Origin of the sequence: Denitromonas ohlonensis (genome assembly GCF_007625205.1) — a bacterium.
Lineage (GTDB): Bacteria > Pseudomonadota > Gammaproteobacteria > Burkholderiales > Rhodocyclaceae > Nitrogeniibacter > Nitrogeniibacter ohlonensis.
Genome location: NZ_VMNI01000024.1, coordinates 1 through 15,687, shown reverse-complemented (window position 1 = coordinate 15,687; position 15,687 = coordinate 1). Strand labels below are relative to the sequence as shown.

Annotated in this window: 13 protein-coding genes and 1 tRNA gene; all 14 read left to right on the top strand. The window is 60.0% G+C overall.

Features of this window, described 5'->3' with window-relative positions; genetic code table 11:
- The coding region (locus tag FHP89_RS19760; protein ID WP_449240216.1) for an EF-Tu C-terminal domain-related protein at window positions 1-139 on the top strand (139 nt) is incomplete at its 5' end.
- A gap of 64 nt (window positions 140-203) precedes the next feature.
- Window positions 204-279, top strand: a tRNA-Trp gene (locus FHP89_RS19755).
- Window positions 280-303: 24 nt separating this feature from the next.
- Entirely contained in the window at window positions 304-651 is a 348-nt protein-coding gene (gene secE, locus FHP89_RS19750; RefSeq protein ID WP_144180290.1) for a preprotein translocase subunit SecE, read from the top strand.
- 2 nt (window positions 652-653) lie between these two features.
- Window positions 654-1,187, top strand: a complete 534-nt coding sequence (nusG, locus tag FHP89_RS19745) for a transcription termination/antitermination protein NusG (RefSeq protein ID WP_144180287.1) — start codon at window positions 654-656, stop codon at window positions 1,185-1,187.
- Between the two features lie 80 nt (window positions 1,188-1,267).
- Window positions 1,268-1,699 carry a 50S ribosomal protein L11 gene (gene rplK, locus FHP89_RS19740; RefSeq protein ID WP_144180284.1) on the top strand — a complete coding sequence of 144 codons (432 nt, stop codon included), beginning with the start codon at window positions 1,268-1,270 and terminating at the stop codon, window positions 1,697-1,699.
- A gap of 2 nt (window positions 1,700-1,701) precedes the next feature.
- A complete protein-coding gene (gene rplA / locus FHP89_RS19735; RefSeq protein ID WP_144180281.1) occupies window positions 1,702-2,400 on the top strand; it encodes a 50S ribosomal protein L1 in 699 nt (232 codons plus the stop codon).
- A 294-nt stretch (window positions 2,401-2,694) separates the two neighbouring features.
- Window positions 2,695-3,219, top strand: coding sequence for a 50S ribosomal protein L10 (rplJ, locus tag FHP89_RS19730; RefSeq protein WP_144180278.1), 525 nt, complete (start codon window positions 2,695-2,697; stop codon window positions 3,217-3,219).
- Window positions 3,220-3,281: 62 nt separating this feature from the next.
- Window positions 3,282-3,662, top strand: a complete 381-nt coding sequence (gene rplL, locus FHP89_RS19725) for a 50S ribosomal protein L7/L12 (protein ID WP_144180274.1) — start codon at window positions 3,282-3,284, stop codon at window positions 3,660-3,662.
- Between the two features lie 140 nt (window positions 3,663-3,802).
- Window positions 3,803-7,936: a DNA-directed RNA polymerase subunit beta gene (gene rpoB, locus FHP89_RS19720; RefSeq protein ID WP_144180271.1), complete on the top strand. Its 4,134-nt coding sequence runs from the start codon at window positions 3,803-3,805 to the stop codon at window positions 7,934-7,936.
- A 38-nt stretch (window positions 7,937-7,974) separates the two neighbouring features.
- Entirely contained in the window at window positions 7,975-12,258 is a 4,284-nt protein-coding gene (rpoC, locus tag FHP89_RS19715; RefSeq protein WP_144180268.1) for a DNA-directed RNA polymerase subunit beta', read from the top strand.
- 131 nt (window positions 12,259-12,389) lie between these two features.
- Window positions 12,390-12,767: a 30S ribosomal protein S12 gene (gene rpsL, locus FHP89_RS19710; RefSeq protein ID WP_144180265.1), complete on the top strand. Its 378-nt coding sequence runs from the start codon at window positions 12,390-12,392 to the stop codon at window positions 12,765-12,767.
- 33 nt (window positions 12,768-12,800) lie between these two features.
- Complete coding sequence (gene rpsG / locus FHP89_RS19705; RefSeq protein ID WP_144180262.1) at window positions 12,801-13,271, top strand: 30S ribosomal protein S7; 471 nt, start codon at window positions 12,801-12,803, stop codon at window positions 13,269-13,271.
- Between the two features lie 97 nt (window positions 13,272-13,368).
- Entirely contained in the window at window positions 13,369-15,462 is a 2,094-nt protein-coding gene (gene fusA, locus FHP89_RS19700) for an elongation factor G (RefSeq protein ID WP_144180260.1), read from the top strand.
- Between the two features lie 36 nt (window positions 15,463-15,498).
- The coding region (locus tag FHP89_RS19695; protein ID WP_260851449.1) for a GTP-binding protein at window positions 15,499-15,687 on the top strand (189 nt) is incomplete at its 3' end.

Here is a 15,687-nt window from a genome sequence, read left to right as displayed (position 1 = left end):
GATGGTCATGCCGGGCGACAACGTGTCGATCACCGTCAAGCTGATCGCCCCGATCGCCATGGAAGAAGGTCTGCGCTTCGCCATCCGTGAAGGCGGTCGTACCGTCGGCGCCGGCGTGGTTGCCAAGGTCATCGAGTAATCGCTGACTGAGTGTTGTTTCCGATGGGCGCTGCGATGTTGCGGCGCCCTGTAGTCTCTGCTGCAGGGGTATAGCTCAACTGGCAGAGCGTCGGTCTCCAAAACCGAAGGTTGGGGGTTCGATTCCCTCTGCCCCTGCCATATTTTCTGGACTGTTAGACCCGAATGGCTGACAAGCTCAAGTTTGTGCTGGCGCTACTCCTGGTGGCTGCTGGCGTAGCCGGATTCTACCTGCTCTCCGAGCAGGTGCTCGTGTTGCGCGTTCTGGCTGTGTTGGCTGGCGTGATGGCGGGTGCCGCGACTGCCTGGTTCACTGAGCCGGGGCAGCGCTTTGCCGTTTTTGTTCGGGAGACAGTCACCGAAGCAAAGAAGGTGGTTTGGCCGAGTCGCAAGGAAACGGTCCAGATGACGGGTGTCGTCTTCGCCTTTGTGGTGGCCATGGCGCTGTTCTTGTGGCTCACGGACAAGAGCCTTGAGTGGGTGTTGTACGACCTCGTTCTGAACTGGAAGTGATTATGCCCAAACGCTGGTATGTGGTGCACGCCTATTCGGGCTTTGAAAAATCGGTTCAGCGGGCGCTGATCGAGCGCATTAATCGCGCAGAAATGCAGGATCTGTTTGGTCAGGTGCTGGTGCCGGTTGAAGAAGTGGTTGAGATGAAGGCGGGTCAGAAGAGTATTTCTGAGCGCAAGTTTTTCCCGGGCTATGTCCTCGTTGAGATGGAAATGAACGAGGAGACATGGCACTTGGTCAAGTCGACCCCGCGTGTGACCGGCTTTATCGGCGGCACGGGGAACAAGCCGACGCCGATTTCCGAAAAGGAAGTCGCCAAGATCATGAGTCAGATCCAGGAGGGCGTTGAGAAGCCGCGTCCCAAGGTTCTGTTTGAAGTGGGTGAAGTGGTTCGCGTCAAGGAAGGTCCGTTTACCGATTTCCACGGGGCGGTCGAGGACGTGAACTACGAGAAGAGCAAATTGCGGGTGTCGGTGACTATCTTTGGTCGCGGTACGCCTGTTGAGCTGGATTTTGGCCAGGTCGAAAAAACCTGAGCCTGACCCCGCCGCTGGCGGGAACGAGGAGCGCCGGCCCTGTGCCGGTGCGTTCGCACTCACTATAGGAGCAAGCCACCATGGCTAAGAAAATCATCGGCTATATCAAGCTGCAAGTGCCGGCTGGTAAGGCCAACCCGAGCCCCCCGATTGGTCCGGCCCTGGGTCAGCGCGGTCTGAACATCATGGAATTCTGCAAGGCGTTCAACGCGCGCACGCAGAGCCTTGAAGTCGGTCTGCCGATTCCGGTCGTGATCACCGCCTTCAGCGACAAGAGCTTCACCTTCATCATGAAGACGCCGCCGGCGTCGATCCTGATCAAGAAGGCCGCCGGTCTGCAGAAGGGTTCCGCCAAGCCGCACACCGACAAGGTCGGTAGCGTGACGCGTGCGCAGGTCGAAGAAATTGCCAAGACCAAGATGCCCGACCTGACGGCGGCGGATCTTGAGGGTGCTGTGCGGACCATCGCTGGTTCGGCTCGCAGCATGGGCGTGACGGTTGAGGGGCTCTGATCATGGCAAAAATTTCCAAGCGCGTGCAGGCGATCCGCGCCAAGGTTGATCGCAATCGTGTGTATCCCATGTCCGAGGCGCTGGCGCTGATCAAGGATCTGGCCAATGCCAAGTTCGACGAGTCGGTCGACGTGGCGGTGAATCTCGGTATTGATCCGCGTAAATCGGATCAGGTGGTGCGTGGTTCGGTCGTGCTGCCTGCCGGTACCGGCAAGAGCGTGCGCGTGGCCGTGTTTGCGCAGGGCGACAAGGCCGAGCTGGCCAAGGCCGCCGGTGCTGACGTGGTCGGCTTCGACGATCTGGCTGAGCAGGTCAAGGGCGGCACCATCGATTTCGACGTTTGCATCGCTACGCCGGACGCCATGCGCGTCGTCGGCGCCCTGGGTCAGATTCTCGGGCCGCGTGGCCTGATGCCGAATCCGAAAGTCGGCACCGTGACCATGGATGTCGAAACCGCCGTCAAGAACGCCAAGGCCGGCCAGGTTCAGTACCGCGCCGACAAGGGCGGTATCGTGCACGCCACCATCGGTCGTGCGTCGTTCTCCGTCGAGTCGCTGCAGCAGAACGCTGCCGCGCTGGTCGATGCGCTGAACAAAGCCAAGCCGGCAACGTCGAAAGGTTTGTATCTGCGCCGCGTTGCGGTCTCGAGCACCATGGGTGCCGGGATGCGCGTGGAGCCCTCGAGCGTGATCAACGCTTGATGCCAGTTTGCCCGGTCGCCCCGTAAGGGACGGTCGGGTCTTTGGGCTGCAGCTCCGATGGGGCTGCAGGTTGTCAAAGACCGTTGGGGATCATTGTCCGGCCTGTCCGGATGCGATCTCAAATCTCCACAGCGTTGTTTGCCGCGGAGGCCCAGCGTAGATGGCGAAGCCCGAATCAGGATTCATTATCGGCCATGCCGATGCTCTTGATCTCCTGAATGACGGTCGCCGCAAGTAGTCCGAACCCGGGGCAGTCAGCCCGGGCTAGGCGTAACCATTCAGTGGGAGATGACCGTGGGTCTCAATCTTGAAGGTAAGAAGGCAGTTGTTGCCGAAGTGTCCGCCGAAGTGGCGAACGCTCAGGTGATCGTTGTCGCTGAGTACCGTGGTCTCGAAGTGGGTCAAATCACTGCATTGCGTGCCAAGGCACGTGAGTCGGGCGTTTACCTGCGCGTACTGAAGAACACCCTGGCGAAGCGTGCCATTGCTGGCACGCACTTCGATGGCCTGTCCGACCAGTTGGTTGGTCCGCTGATCTACGGCATGTCCGCAGATCCGGTGGCCCCGGCCAAGGTTTTGCAGGAATTTTCGAAGACCAGCGACAAACTGATCATTAAAGCCGGCGTCATGCCCAACTACGTCATGGACGCAGCTGGGATCAAGGCACTGGCCACCATGCCGAGTCGTGAAGAGCTGCTTGCAAAGCTGCTCGGTACGATGCAGGCGCCGATCGCCAAGTTTGTCCAGACGCTCAACGAGGTGCCTTCCAAGTTCGTGCGTGCGCTCGCAGCAGTTCGAGACTCGAAAGAGGCTGCGTAATTTCACGAGTAATTGCCGGTTCTTCGGAAGCGGCGTTAGTTCAGTAATCAGGAGTAATTCAAATGGCTATTAGCAAAGACGAAATCCTTGACGCAGTCGCGTCCATGTCGGTTCTGGAACTGTCCGAACTGATCAAGCAGATGGAAGAGAAGTTTGGCGTGAGCGCCGCTGCTGCTGTTGCTGTCGCCGGCCCCGCCGTCGCCGGTGAGGCCGCTGCCGCTGCCGAAGAGCAGACCGAATTCGACGTGATCCTGGCCGCCGTTGGCGACAAGAAAGTCGAAGTCATCAAGGTCGTGCGCGCTGCCACTGGCCTGGGCCTGAAAGAAGCCAAGGACCTGGTTGACGGTGCTCCGAAGGCTGTCAAGGAAGGCGTGGCCAAGGCTGAAGCCGAAGGCCTCAAGAAGCAGCTCGAAGACGCTGGCGCCAAGGTCGAGATCAAGTAATTCCTCGGTCGCAGGCAGGGCTGGCACCCGGAAATGGGCGCCAGCCCTTTCGTACTTTTCGAAGCCAGAAGAGAGCGATGTCGTCCCTGACGGCTTGTTGTCTCCTGTCTTCCCACGTCTGAACGCTACCCGGAGCATCTATGGCGTACTCCTACACCGAGAAAAAGCGTATCCGCAAAAGCTTTGCCAAGGGCGGGGCTGTGCTGGACGCGCCCTTTCTGCTGGCGACGCAGATTGAGTCCTTCGCATCCTTCCTGCAGGCGGATACTCCGCCCGCGCAGCGGGCCAATCAAGGTCTTCAAGCGGCTTTCACTTCGATCTTTCCGATCAGCAGCCACAGCGGCAATGCGCGCCTTGAGTTCGTGCATTACCTGTTGGGCGAGCCCGCGTTTGATGTGAAGGAATGCCAGCAGCGCGGCCTGACCTTCGCGGCGCCGCTGCGCGCCCGCGTTCGCCTGGTCATCATGGACCGCGAAGCGCCGAAAGAGACCGTTAAAGAAGTCAAGGAGCAGGAAGTTTACATGGGCGAAATTCCGCTCATGACAAACACCGGTTCCTTTGTCATCAACGGCACGGAGCGGGTCATTGTGTCCCAGCTCCATCGCTCGCCGGGTGTGTTCTTTGAGCACGACCGCGGCAAGACGCACGCCTCTGGCAAGCTGCTGTTCTCGGCGCGGGTGATTCCGTATCGCGGTTCGTGGCTCGATTTTGAGTACGACCCGAAAGACTATCTGTACTTCCGCGTTGACCGTCGCCGCAAGATGCCGGTGTCGATCCTGATGCGTGCCATCGGGATGACCACCGAGCAGATCCTGTCGACCTTCCACGATTTTGACCGCTTTGACCTGCGCGCCGAAGGCGCGTCGTTCGCCGTGGTGCCCGAGCGCCTGCGCGGCGAAGTGGCGAAGTTCGATATTCTCGACGCCGACGGCAAGGTCATCGTCGAGAAAGAAAAGCGCGTGACGGCACGCCACATCCGTCAGCTGGCCGAAGCCGGCGTGGCGGCGATCGACGTGCCCGACGATTTCGTGCTGGGCCGTGTGATTGCCAAGGATCTGGTGGATGCCGAGACCGGTGAGATCGTGGCACGCGCCAACGACGAGATCACGGAAGAAGTGCTGGCTCAGTTGCGCGAAGGCAACATCGTCGAGCTGCCGACCCTGTACATCAACGACCTCGATCGCGGTGCGCACATTTCGCAAACCCTGCGTATCGACGAAACCGCCGATGAGTGGGCTGCCAAGGTCGCGATCTATCGCATGATGCGTCCGGGCGAGCCGCCCACCGAGGATGCCGTCGAGGCGCTGTTCCGCGGTCTGTTCTACGCCGAAGAGCGTTACGACCTGTCGGCCGTTGGCCGAATGAAATTCAACCGCCGCGCCTATCCCGAGAAGATCGACGACAAGGCACCGGAGTGGTATCGCGGAATGCTCGAGGCCGTCGGCCCCAAGACCGAAGAAGGTCAGGGCACGCTGTCGAACGAAGACATTCTGGCGGTGATCGCGATCCTGATCGAGCTGCGTAACGGTCGCGGCGAGATTGACGACATTGATCACCTGGGCAACCGTCGCGTCCGTTCGGTGGGCGAGCTGGCCGAAAACCAGTTCCGCGCCGGCCTGGTGCGTGTTGAGCGTGCGGTCAAGGAGCGTCTGGGTCAGGCTGAGTCTGACAACCTGATGCCGCACGACCTGATCAACGCCAAGCCGATCAGTGCAGCCATCAAGGAATTCTTCGGTTCCAGCCAGCTGTCGCAGTTTATGGACCAGACCAACCCGCTGTCCGAGATCACGCACAAGCGTCGCGTCTCGGCACTGGGCCCGGGCGGTCTGACGCGCGAACGCGCCGGCTTCGAGGTGCGCGACGTGCACCCGACGCACTATGGTCGCGTGTGTCCGATCGAAACACCGGAAGGTCCGAACATTGGTCTGATCAACTCGCTGGCCGTGTATTCGCGGACCAACCGCTATGGCTTCCTCGAGACGCCGTACCGCAAGGTCGAAGACGGCAAGGTCACCGATCAGATCGATTACCTGTCGGCCATTGAAGAAGGTCGCTACGTCATTGCGCAGGCCAACGCGCAGGTCAATGAGAGCGGCAAGCTGACGGGCGAGCTGGTGTCGTGCCGTCACAAGGGCGAATTCTCCCTGGCCGTGGCCGATTCGGTTCAGTACATGGACGTGGCGCCGGGCCAGATTGTGTCGGTGGCCGCTTCGCTGATTCCGTTCCTTGAGCACGACGACGCGAACCGCGCGTTGATGGGCGCCAACATGCAGCGCCAGGCGGTGCCGTGTCTGCGTCCGGAGAAGCCGTTCGTCGGTACCGGCATCGAGCGTCTGGTGGCGGTCGACTCGGGTACGGCGGTGCAGGCGACGCGGGGTGGTTCGGTCGACTATGTCGATGCCAACCGCGTGGTGGTGCGTGTCAATGACGACGAAACCCTGGCGGGTGAAGTCGGCGTCGATATCTACAACCTGATCAAGTACACCCGTTCCAACCAGAACACCAACATCAACCAGCGTCCGATCGTCAAGGTGGGCGACCAGATTGCCCGTGGCGACGTGATCGCCGACGGCGCATCGACCGACTTGGGTGAGCTGGCACTGGGCCAGAACATGCTGGTCGCTTTCATGCCGTGGAACGGCTACAACTTCGAAGACTCGATCCTGATCTCCGAACGCGTGGTGGCCGACGACCGCTTTACTTCGATTCACATCGAGGAGCTGACGGTCGTGGCGCGTGACACCAAGCTCGGACCTGAAGAAATCACCCGCGACATCGCGTCGCTGGGCGAGTCGCAGCTGTCGCGTCTGGACGAATCCGGCATTGTTTACATCGGTGCTGAAGTTGAAGCCAGCGACGTGCTGGTCGGCAAGGTGACGCCGAAGGGCGAAACCCAGCTGACGCCGGAAGAGAAGCTGCTGCGCGCGATCTTTGGCGAGAAAGCCTCCGACGTGAAAGACACCTCGCTGCGCGTGCCTTCGGGCATGAACGGCATCGTCATTGACGTGCAGGTGTTCACGCGGGAAGGCATCGAACGCGACGTGCGCGCCCAGTCGATCATTGATGATCAGCTGCGTAGCTTCAAGACCGATCTGGCTGACCAGATGCGTATCGTGGAGCGCGACGCGTTTGCCCGTATCCGCCGCATGATCGTCGGTCAGAAAGCCAACGGCGGCCCGAAGAAGCTGGCCAAGGGCACCGAGATCACCGAGGCGTATCTCGACAGTCTCGAGTCCTACCACTGGTTCGACATCCGCATGGCGGCTGAAGAACTGGCGACGCAGCTCGAAGCGGTCCGTGAAGGTCTGGAGAAGACCCGCAAGGACTTCGAGCTGGCCTTTGAGGTCAAGAAGAAGAAACTCACCCAGGGCGACGAACTGCCCCCGGGCGTGCAGAAGATGGTCAAGGTCTACCTGGCGGTCAAGCGTCGCCTGCAGCCGGGCGACAAGATGGCCGGTCGTCACGGTAACAAGGGTGTGGTGTCGCGCATCGTGCCGGTTGAAGACATGCCGTACATGGAAAATGGTACGCCGGTCGACGTGGTGCTGAACCCGCTGGGTGTGCCGTCACGGATGAACATCGGTCAGATTCTCGAGACCCATCTTGGCTGGGCCGCAAAGGGTCTGGGCAACAAGATCGATACGATGCTTCGCGCCAATGCGGCGACCAAGGAAGTGCGCAGCCTGCTGAACGAGATCTACAACACCAACGGCAAGAAGGAAGCAGTCGACAGCTTCACCGACGGTGAAGTGCTCGAACTGGCAGACAACCTGCGCAAGGGCGTGCCGTTTGCGACGCCGGTCTTTGACGGTGCCACCGAAAGCGAAATCGAGACGATGTTCGAGATTGCCGATCTGCCGATTTCCGGCCAGGTCACGCTGTTCGACGGTCGCACGGGCGAAGCCTTCGAGCGCAAGGTCACGGTGGGCTACAAGCACGTGCTGAAGCTGCACCACTTGGTCGATGACAAGATGCACGCGCGTTCCACCGGTCCTTACTCCCTGGTCACCCAGCAGCCGCTGGGCGGTAAGGCGCAGTTCGGTGGCCAGCGTTTCGGCGAAATGGAAGTGTGGGCGCTGGAAGCTTACGGCGCGGCATACACGCTGCAGGAAATGCTGACGGTCAAGTCCGACGACGTGACCGGCCGGACCAAGGTGTACGAAAACATCGTCAAGGGCGAGCACAAGATCGATGCGGGCATGCCCGAGTCCTTCAACGTGCTGGTGAAAGAAATTCGCTCGCTGGCCATCGACATCGACCTGGATCGTATTTGAGCCGACTGAGCCCAACGCTCAATCGGATGGAGTGACACATGAAAAGCCTGCTCGCTGATCTGTTCAAACAGACGCTTCCCAATGAGGAAGAGTTTGATGCGATTACCATTGGTCTCGCATCGCCGGACAAAATCCGGTCCTGGTCCTATGGCGAAGTCAAAAAGCCCGAGACCATCAACTACCGTACGTTCAAGCCTGAGCGCGATGGTCTGTTCTGCGCCAAGATCTTTGGCCCGGTCAAGGACTATGAGTGCCTGTGCGGCAAGTACAAGCGCCTCAAGCATCGCGGTGTGATCTGCGAGAAGTGCGGCGTCGAAGTGACCCTGTCGAAAGTGCGCCGTGAGCGCATGGGCCACATCGAACTGGCCTCGCCGGTGGCTCACATCTGGTTCCTGAAGAGCCTGCCCAGCCGTCTGGGCATGGTGCTCGACATGACCCTGCGCGATATCGAACGCGTGCTGTATTTCGAAGGTTTTGTGGTGGTCGAGCCGGGCATGACCCCGCTGACCCGCGGTCAGCTGCTGACCGAGGATGATTACCTCGCCAAGGTCGAAGAGTACGGTGACGAGTTCGATGCCTCGATGGGTGCCGAAGGCGTGCGCGAATTGCTGCGCACCCTCGACGTCGTCCAGGAAATCGAGAAGCTGCGCGGCGAACTTGAAGCCACCAGCTCCGACGCCAAGATCAAGAAGTACTCCAAGCGTCTGAAGATCCTGGAGGCATTCCAGCAGTCGGGCATCAAGCCCGAGTGGATGATTCTGGCCGTGCTGCCTGTGCTGCCGCCGGACCTGCGTCCGCTGGTGCCGCTGGACGGTGGCCGTTTCGCCACGTCCGACCTGAACGATCTGTATCGTCGCGTGATCAACCGCAACAACCGTCTGAAGCGTCTGCTCGAACTCAAGGCGCCGGAAATCATCGTGCGCAACGAAAAGCGCATGCTGCAGGAGTCGGTCGACTCACTGCTGGATAACGGTCGTCGCGGCAAGGCCATGACCGGCGCCAACAAGCGTCCGCTCAAGTCGCTGGCCGACATGATCAAGGGGAAGGGCGGTCGCTTCCGTCAGAACCTGCTGGGTAAACGCGTCGACTACTCGGGCCGTTCGGTCATCGTGGTGGGCCCGCAGCTCAAGCTGCACCAGTGCGGTCTGCCCAAGCTGATGGCGCTCGAACTGTTCAAGCCCTTCATCTTCAACAAGCTGGAGCTGATGGGTCTGGCCACGACCATCAAGCAGGCCAAGAAGATGGTGGAGAGCCAGGAGCCGGTGGTGTGGGACATCCTCGAAGAGGTGATCCGCGAACATCCGGTGCTGCTCAACCGCGCCCCGACCCTGCACCGTCTCGGTATCCAGGCCTTTGAGCCGGTACTGATCGAAGGCAAGGCCATTCAGCTGCACCCGCTGGTCTGCGTTGCGTTCAACGCCGACTTCGACGGTGACCAGATGGCTGTCCACGTGCCGTTGTCGCTCGAAGCGCAGATGGAAGCGCGTACGCTGATGTTGGCCTCGAACAACGTGATCTCGCCCGCCAACGGCGAGCCGATCATCGTGCCGTCGCAGGACATCGTGCTGGGCCTCTATTACGCCAGCCGCGAGGGTATCGGCGAAAAAGGCGACGGCATGGTGCTGCAGGACGTGTCCGAAGTGCTGCGCGCCTACGAGACCGGTGTTCTGTCGCTGCACGCCCGGATCACGGTGCGCCTGAAAGAGGCCGACATCGGTGAGGATGGCGAGCGTGTCGAGCGTGTCACGCGTTATCAGACGACCGCTGGCCGTGCGCTGCTGTCCGAGATTCTGCCGGCCGGTTTGCCGTTCAGCGCCATCGATCGTCCGCTGAAGAAGAAGGAAATCTCGAAGCTCATCAACGCTTCTTTCCGTCGCTGCGGCCTGAAGGCCACCGTGGTGTTCGCTGACCAGCTGATGCAGTTCGGCTTCCGTCTCGCGACGCGTGCCGGGGTGTCGATCGCGGTCAAGGACATGCTGGTGCCGGATCAGAAAGAGCCGATCATTCGCGCCGCCGAAAACGAAGTCAAAGAAATCGCCCAGCAGTACGCCTCGGGTCTGGTGACCGATGGTGAGCGCTATAACAAGGTGGTCGATATCTGGGGGCGTACGGGTGACCAGGTTGCCAAGGCCATGATGGATCAACTCGGCAAAGAAAAGATTCTGGACCGCTTTGGCGCCACGCCGCGTGATGACTGGTGGAAATCGGTCTACATGCCGGGCAGCAAGGCACCCGAGCCCAAGGAAGTTGATCAGGAGTCCTTCAACTCCATCTACATGATGGCGGACTCCGGTGCGCGGGGTTCGGCTGCTCAGATTCGTCAGCTGGCGGGTATGCGAGGCCTGATGGCCAAGCCGGACGGCTCGATTATCGAGACACCGATTACCACCAACTTCCGCGAAGGCCTGAACGTGCTTCAGTACTTCATCTCCACCCACGGCGCCCGTAAGGGTCTGGCCGATACCGCGTTGAAAACCGCGAACTCCGGCTACCTGACGCGTCGTCTGGTCGACGTGACCCAGGACCTGGTGGTGACCGAAGACGATTGCGGCACCCGCAATGGCTTCAACATGAAGGCCATGATCGAGGGCGGCGAGGTCATCGAGCCGTTGCGCGAACGTATTCTCGGCCGTGTGTGTATTGATGATGTGGTCAATCCGGATACACAGGAAACGGTGGTTGCTTCCGGCGAATTGCTCGACGAGGGCTTGGTCGAGCTGATCGAGAGCCTGGGTATCGACGAGGTTGCCGTGCGTACGCCGCTGACCTGCGAAACCCGCTATGGTCTGTGCGCCAAGTGCTACGGCCGCGATCTGGGTCGTGGTTCGATGGTGAACGTCGGTGAGGCCGTTGGCGTGATCGCTGCGCAGTCGATCGGTGAGCCGGGTACCCAGCTGACCATGCGTACCTTCCACGTCGGTGGTGCCGCTTCACGGGCCGCTGCAGCCAGTTCGGTTGAGGCGAAGTCGGCCGGTAGCATCCGCTTTACGCAGAACATGCGTTACGTGACCAGCGCCAAGGGCGAGAAGATCATCATCGCGCGTTCGGCTGAGGTGCTTGTGGCAGACGACATGGGCCGCGAGCGCGAGCGTCACAAGGTGCCCTACGGCGCCATGCTGCACGTCACGGATGGCGGTGCCATCAAGGCCGGTCAGCAGCTGGCCACCTGGGATCCGCACACCCGTCCGATCGTGACCGAGTTTGCCGGTACGGTGAAGTTCGAGCACGTTGAGGAAGGCGTGACCGTGGCCAAGCAGATCGACGAGGTGACCGGTCTGTCCACTCTGGTGGTGATCGATGCCAAGCGCCGGGGCGGCTCTGCCGCGTCCAAGGGCGTGCGTCCGCAGGTCAAGCTGTTCGACGAGAAGGGCGACGAGGTGAAGATCGCAGGTAGCGATCACGCCGTGGCGATCACCTTCCAGGTTGGCTCGATCATTACCGTCAAGGACGGTCAGCAGATCAACGTCGGTGACATCCTGGCGCGTATTCCGCAGGAATCGGCCAAGACGCGCGACATTACCGGTGGTCTGCCGCGTGTTGCCGAGCTGTTCGAAGCCCGTTCGCCGAAAGACGCAGGCGTGCTGGCCGAGTTCACCGGCACGGTGTCCTTCGGTAAGGAAACCAAGGGCAAGCAGCGTCTGGTGATCACCGAGCTCGACGGCACGGCTCACGAGTTCCTGATCCCGAAAGACAAGCACGTCATGGTGCACGATGGTCAGGTGGTGAACAAGGGCGAGCCGATTGTTGATGGCCCGGCCGAACCGCACGACATCCTGCGCCTGAAGGGTATCGAAGCGCTGGCGCGTTACATCATTGACGAAGTGCAGGACGTCTATCGTCTGCAGGGCGTGAAGATCAACGACAAGCACATTGAAGTCATCGTGCGTCAGATGCTGCGCCGTGTGGTGATCTCCGATTCAGGCGACACGCGCTTCATCCGTGAAGAGCAGGTCGAGCGTTCCGAAGTGCTGGACGAGAATGACCGGATTGAAGCGGAAGGCAAACTGCCGGCCAGCTACGAAAACGTCTTGCTCGGTATTACCAAAGCGTCCTTGTCGACGGACTCGTTCATCTCGGCCGCTTCCTTCCAGGAAACCACCCGGGTGCTGACCGAAGCGGCGATCATGGGCAAGCGCGACGAACTCCGCGGTCTCAAGGAGAACGTCATCGTTGGCCGCCTCATTCCGGCAGGTACCGGGATGGCGTATCACCGCAATCGCCTGGCCCAGTCCGAAGGACAGGACCTTGGCGGGGAGCACGCCTGGCCCGCGGCGGCCGAAGAACTCCTGGACTTGCCGCAGGAAGATGTGTCAACGCGTTGACCTTTTAAAACGAACGGGGGTAAAATCCGGCCTCTTTTTGTAGACTGACCAATCGTAGTCAGTCGCAGCCGGAATACACCGCCCGAGGCGGCCCAAAGGGCTGCCTCGGTTTTTTGGGAAATTCTCAAGCTATGCCAACAATTAATCAGCTCGTCCGCAAACCGCGGAAATCTGCCATCGTCAAAAGCAAGGTGCCGGCGCTCGACGCTTGCCCCCAGAAGCGTGGCGTGTGTACTCGTGTATACACCACGACGCCGAAGAAGCCGAACTCCGCTCTGCGTAAAGTGGCCAAGGTTCGCCTGACCAACGGTTTTGAGGTTATTTCGTACATCGGCGGCGAAGGCCACAACCTCCAGGAGCACTCTGTGGTCCTGATTCGTGGTGGTCGTGTAAAAGACTTGCCGGGTGTGCGTTACCACATCGTCCGCGGATCGCTGGACCTGCAGGGTGTTAAAGATCGGAAGCAGTCGCGCTCCAAGTACGGCGCCAAGCGCCCGAAGAAAGCTTGATTGTTGGCTCAATAAGAATCGGAAGGGGTTGATATGCCGCGTCGTCGCGAAGTACCCAAGCGTGAGGTCCTCTCGGACCCGAAGTTTGGTAGTCAGGATGTTTCCAAGTTTATCAATGTGATCATGCAGGCTGGCAAAAAAGCCGTCGCCGAGCGCATCGTCTATGGTGCGTTCGATCACATTTCGTCCAAGGCTGGTAAGGATCCGCTGGAGATCTTTACGGCTGCGCTCGGTAACGTGCGTCCGGTCGTCGAAGTGAAGAGCCGTCGTGTGGGCGGTGCCAACTATCAGGTGCCGGTTGAAGTGCGTCCGTCGCGTCGTATGGCGCTGTCGATGCGCTGGTTGCGTGAAGCCGCTCGCAAGCGTGCCGAGAAGTCGATGGCGCAGCGTTTGGCCGGTGAGTTGCTCGAAGCGGCTGAAGGTCGTGGCGCAGCGATGAAGAAGCGCGAAGAAGTGCACCGTATGGCCGAGGCCAACAAGGCCTTCTCGCACTATCGCTTCTAATCTGGATGCGACGTGGATCGAGCCCGTCAGGGCTCGTTTTTTTGTAATCGACTTGAAAGAAAATTGCGCGTTAGCGTGATTGGGAAGGGTTGCCACCGTGGCTCGCAAGACACCTATTGAGCGCTACCGCAATATCGGTATTTCAGCTCACATTGACGCCGGCAAGACAACGACGACCGAGCGTATTCTTTTTTACACCGGCGTGAACCACAAGATTGGTGAAGTTCACGACGGCGCTGCAACCATGGACTGGATGGCGCAAGAGCAGGAGCGTGGTATTACCATCACCTCCGCAGCGACCACCTGCTTCTGGAAAGGGATGGACATGAGCCATCCTGAGCATCACATCAACATCATCGATACCCCGGGGCACGTGGACTTCACCATCGAAGTCGAGCGTTCCATGCGGGTGCTCGACGGTGCGTGCATGGTCTATTGCGCGGTCGGTGGTGTGCAGCCTCAGTCCGAGACGGTGTGGCGCCAGGCAACCAAGTACCGCGTGCCGCGTCTTGCGTTCGTCAACAAGATGGACCGCTCCGGCGCCGATTTCTTCAAGGTTGTCGCGCAGATGAAGTCGCGCCTGAAGGCCAATCCGGTGCCTGTGGTGCTGCCGATTGGTGCTGAAGAGCACTTTGAGGGTGTGGTTGACCTGATCAAGATGAAAGCCATCGTCTGGGACGAGGCTTCGCAGGGCACCAAATTCACCTACGCAGAGATCCCGGCGAATCTGGTGGAAGAGGCTGCAACCTGGCGCGAGCAGATGGTCGAGGCGGCTGCCGAGGCGACTGAAGAGCTCATGAACGAGTACCTGGAGAGCGGCGATCTGAGTGAAGCGCAGATTATTGCCGGTCTGCGTCGCCGTACCATCGCCTGCGAAATCCAGCCGATGCTGTGCGGCACCGCGTTCAAGAACAAGGGTGTTCAGCGCATGCTGGACGCCGTGATCGAATTCATGCCTTCACCGGTTGAAGTGGCCGCCATTACGGGTACGGATGAAGATGGCAATGAAGTGACGCGCAAGTCGTCTGACGACGAGAAATTCTCGGCGCTGGCGTTCAAGTTGATGACCGACCCGTTTGTGGGTCAGCTGACCTTTATCCGTGTTTACTCGGGCGTGCTGGATTCCGGCGACTCCGTGCTGAACTCGATCAAGGACAAGAAAGAGCGTATCGGCCGTCTGCTGCAGATGCACGCCAACGATCGCATCGAGATCAAGGAAGTGCGCGCCGGCGATATCGCCGCGTGCGTGGGCCTGAAAGATGTGACGACGGGTGAAACCCTGTGTTCGCTGGACGCGCCGGTCATTCTCGAGCGTATGGAGTTCCCGGACCCGGTGATTCACGTCGCCGTGGAGCCGAAGACCAAGAGCGACCAGGAAAAAATGGGTATCGCGCTGAGCCGTCTGGCCCAGGAAGATCCGTCCTTCCGCGTTCGCACTGACGAAGAGTCCGGCCAGACGATCATCTCCGGCATGGGCGAATTGCACCTTGAGATCATCGTTGATCGCATGAAGCGCGAATTCAACGTTGAAGCCAACGTAGGCGCGCCGCAGGTGGCCTATCGCGAGGCGGTGCGTTCGGCGGTTGAGCAGGAAGGCAAGTTCGTCAAGCAGTCCGGTGGTCGTGGTCAGTATGGTCACGTCTGGATCAAGCTTGAGCCGAACGAAGCTGGCAAGGGCTACGAGTTCGTTGACGCCATCAAGGGTGGCGTGGTGCCGCGCGAGTACATTCCGGCGGTGGATCGCGGTATTCGCGACACCTTGCCGAGCGGTGTGCTGGCAGGCTTCCCGGTTGTTGACGTCAAGGTCACGCTGTTTGACGGCTCATACCACGATGTTGACTCGAACGAAAACGCGTTCAAGATGGCCGGTTCGATGGCCTTCAAGGACGCAATGCGCAAAGCCAATCCGGTGCTCCTCGAGCCGATGATGGCGGTCGAAGTCGAGACCCCGGAAGACTTCATGGGCAACGTCATGGGCGACCTGTCCGGTCGCCGCGGTATCGTGCTCGGCATGGACGACATCGCGGGTGACATGAAGGGTATTCGCGCAGAAGTACCGCTGGCCGAGATGTTTGGCTATGCGACTTCGCTGCGTTCGCTGACGCAGGGTCGTGCGACGTACTCGATGGAATTCAAGCACTACAGCGAAGCCCCGAAGAACGTGGCCGAAGCTGTGATCAAGAGCAAGTAATCTCTGATTTTCGACAAGATACAAGGAAATTGAGCAATGGCTAAGGGTAAGTTTGAGCGGACGAAACCGCACGTCAACGTCGGCACGATTGGTCACGTTGACCATGGCAAGACCACGCTGACCGCGGCGATCACGACGATTCTGTCGAAGAAGTTCGGTGGTGAAGCCAAGGACTACGCGTCGATCGATAGCGCGCCGGAAGAAAAGGCACGCGGCATCACGATC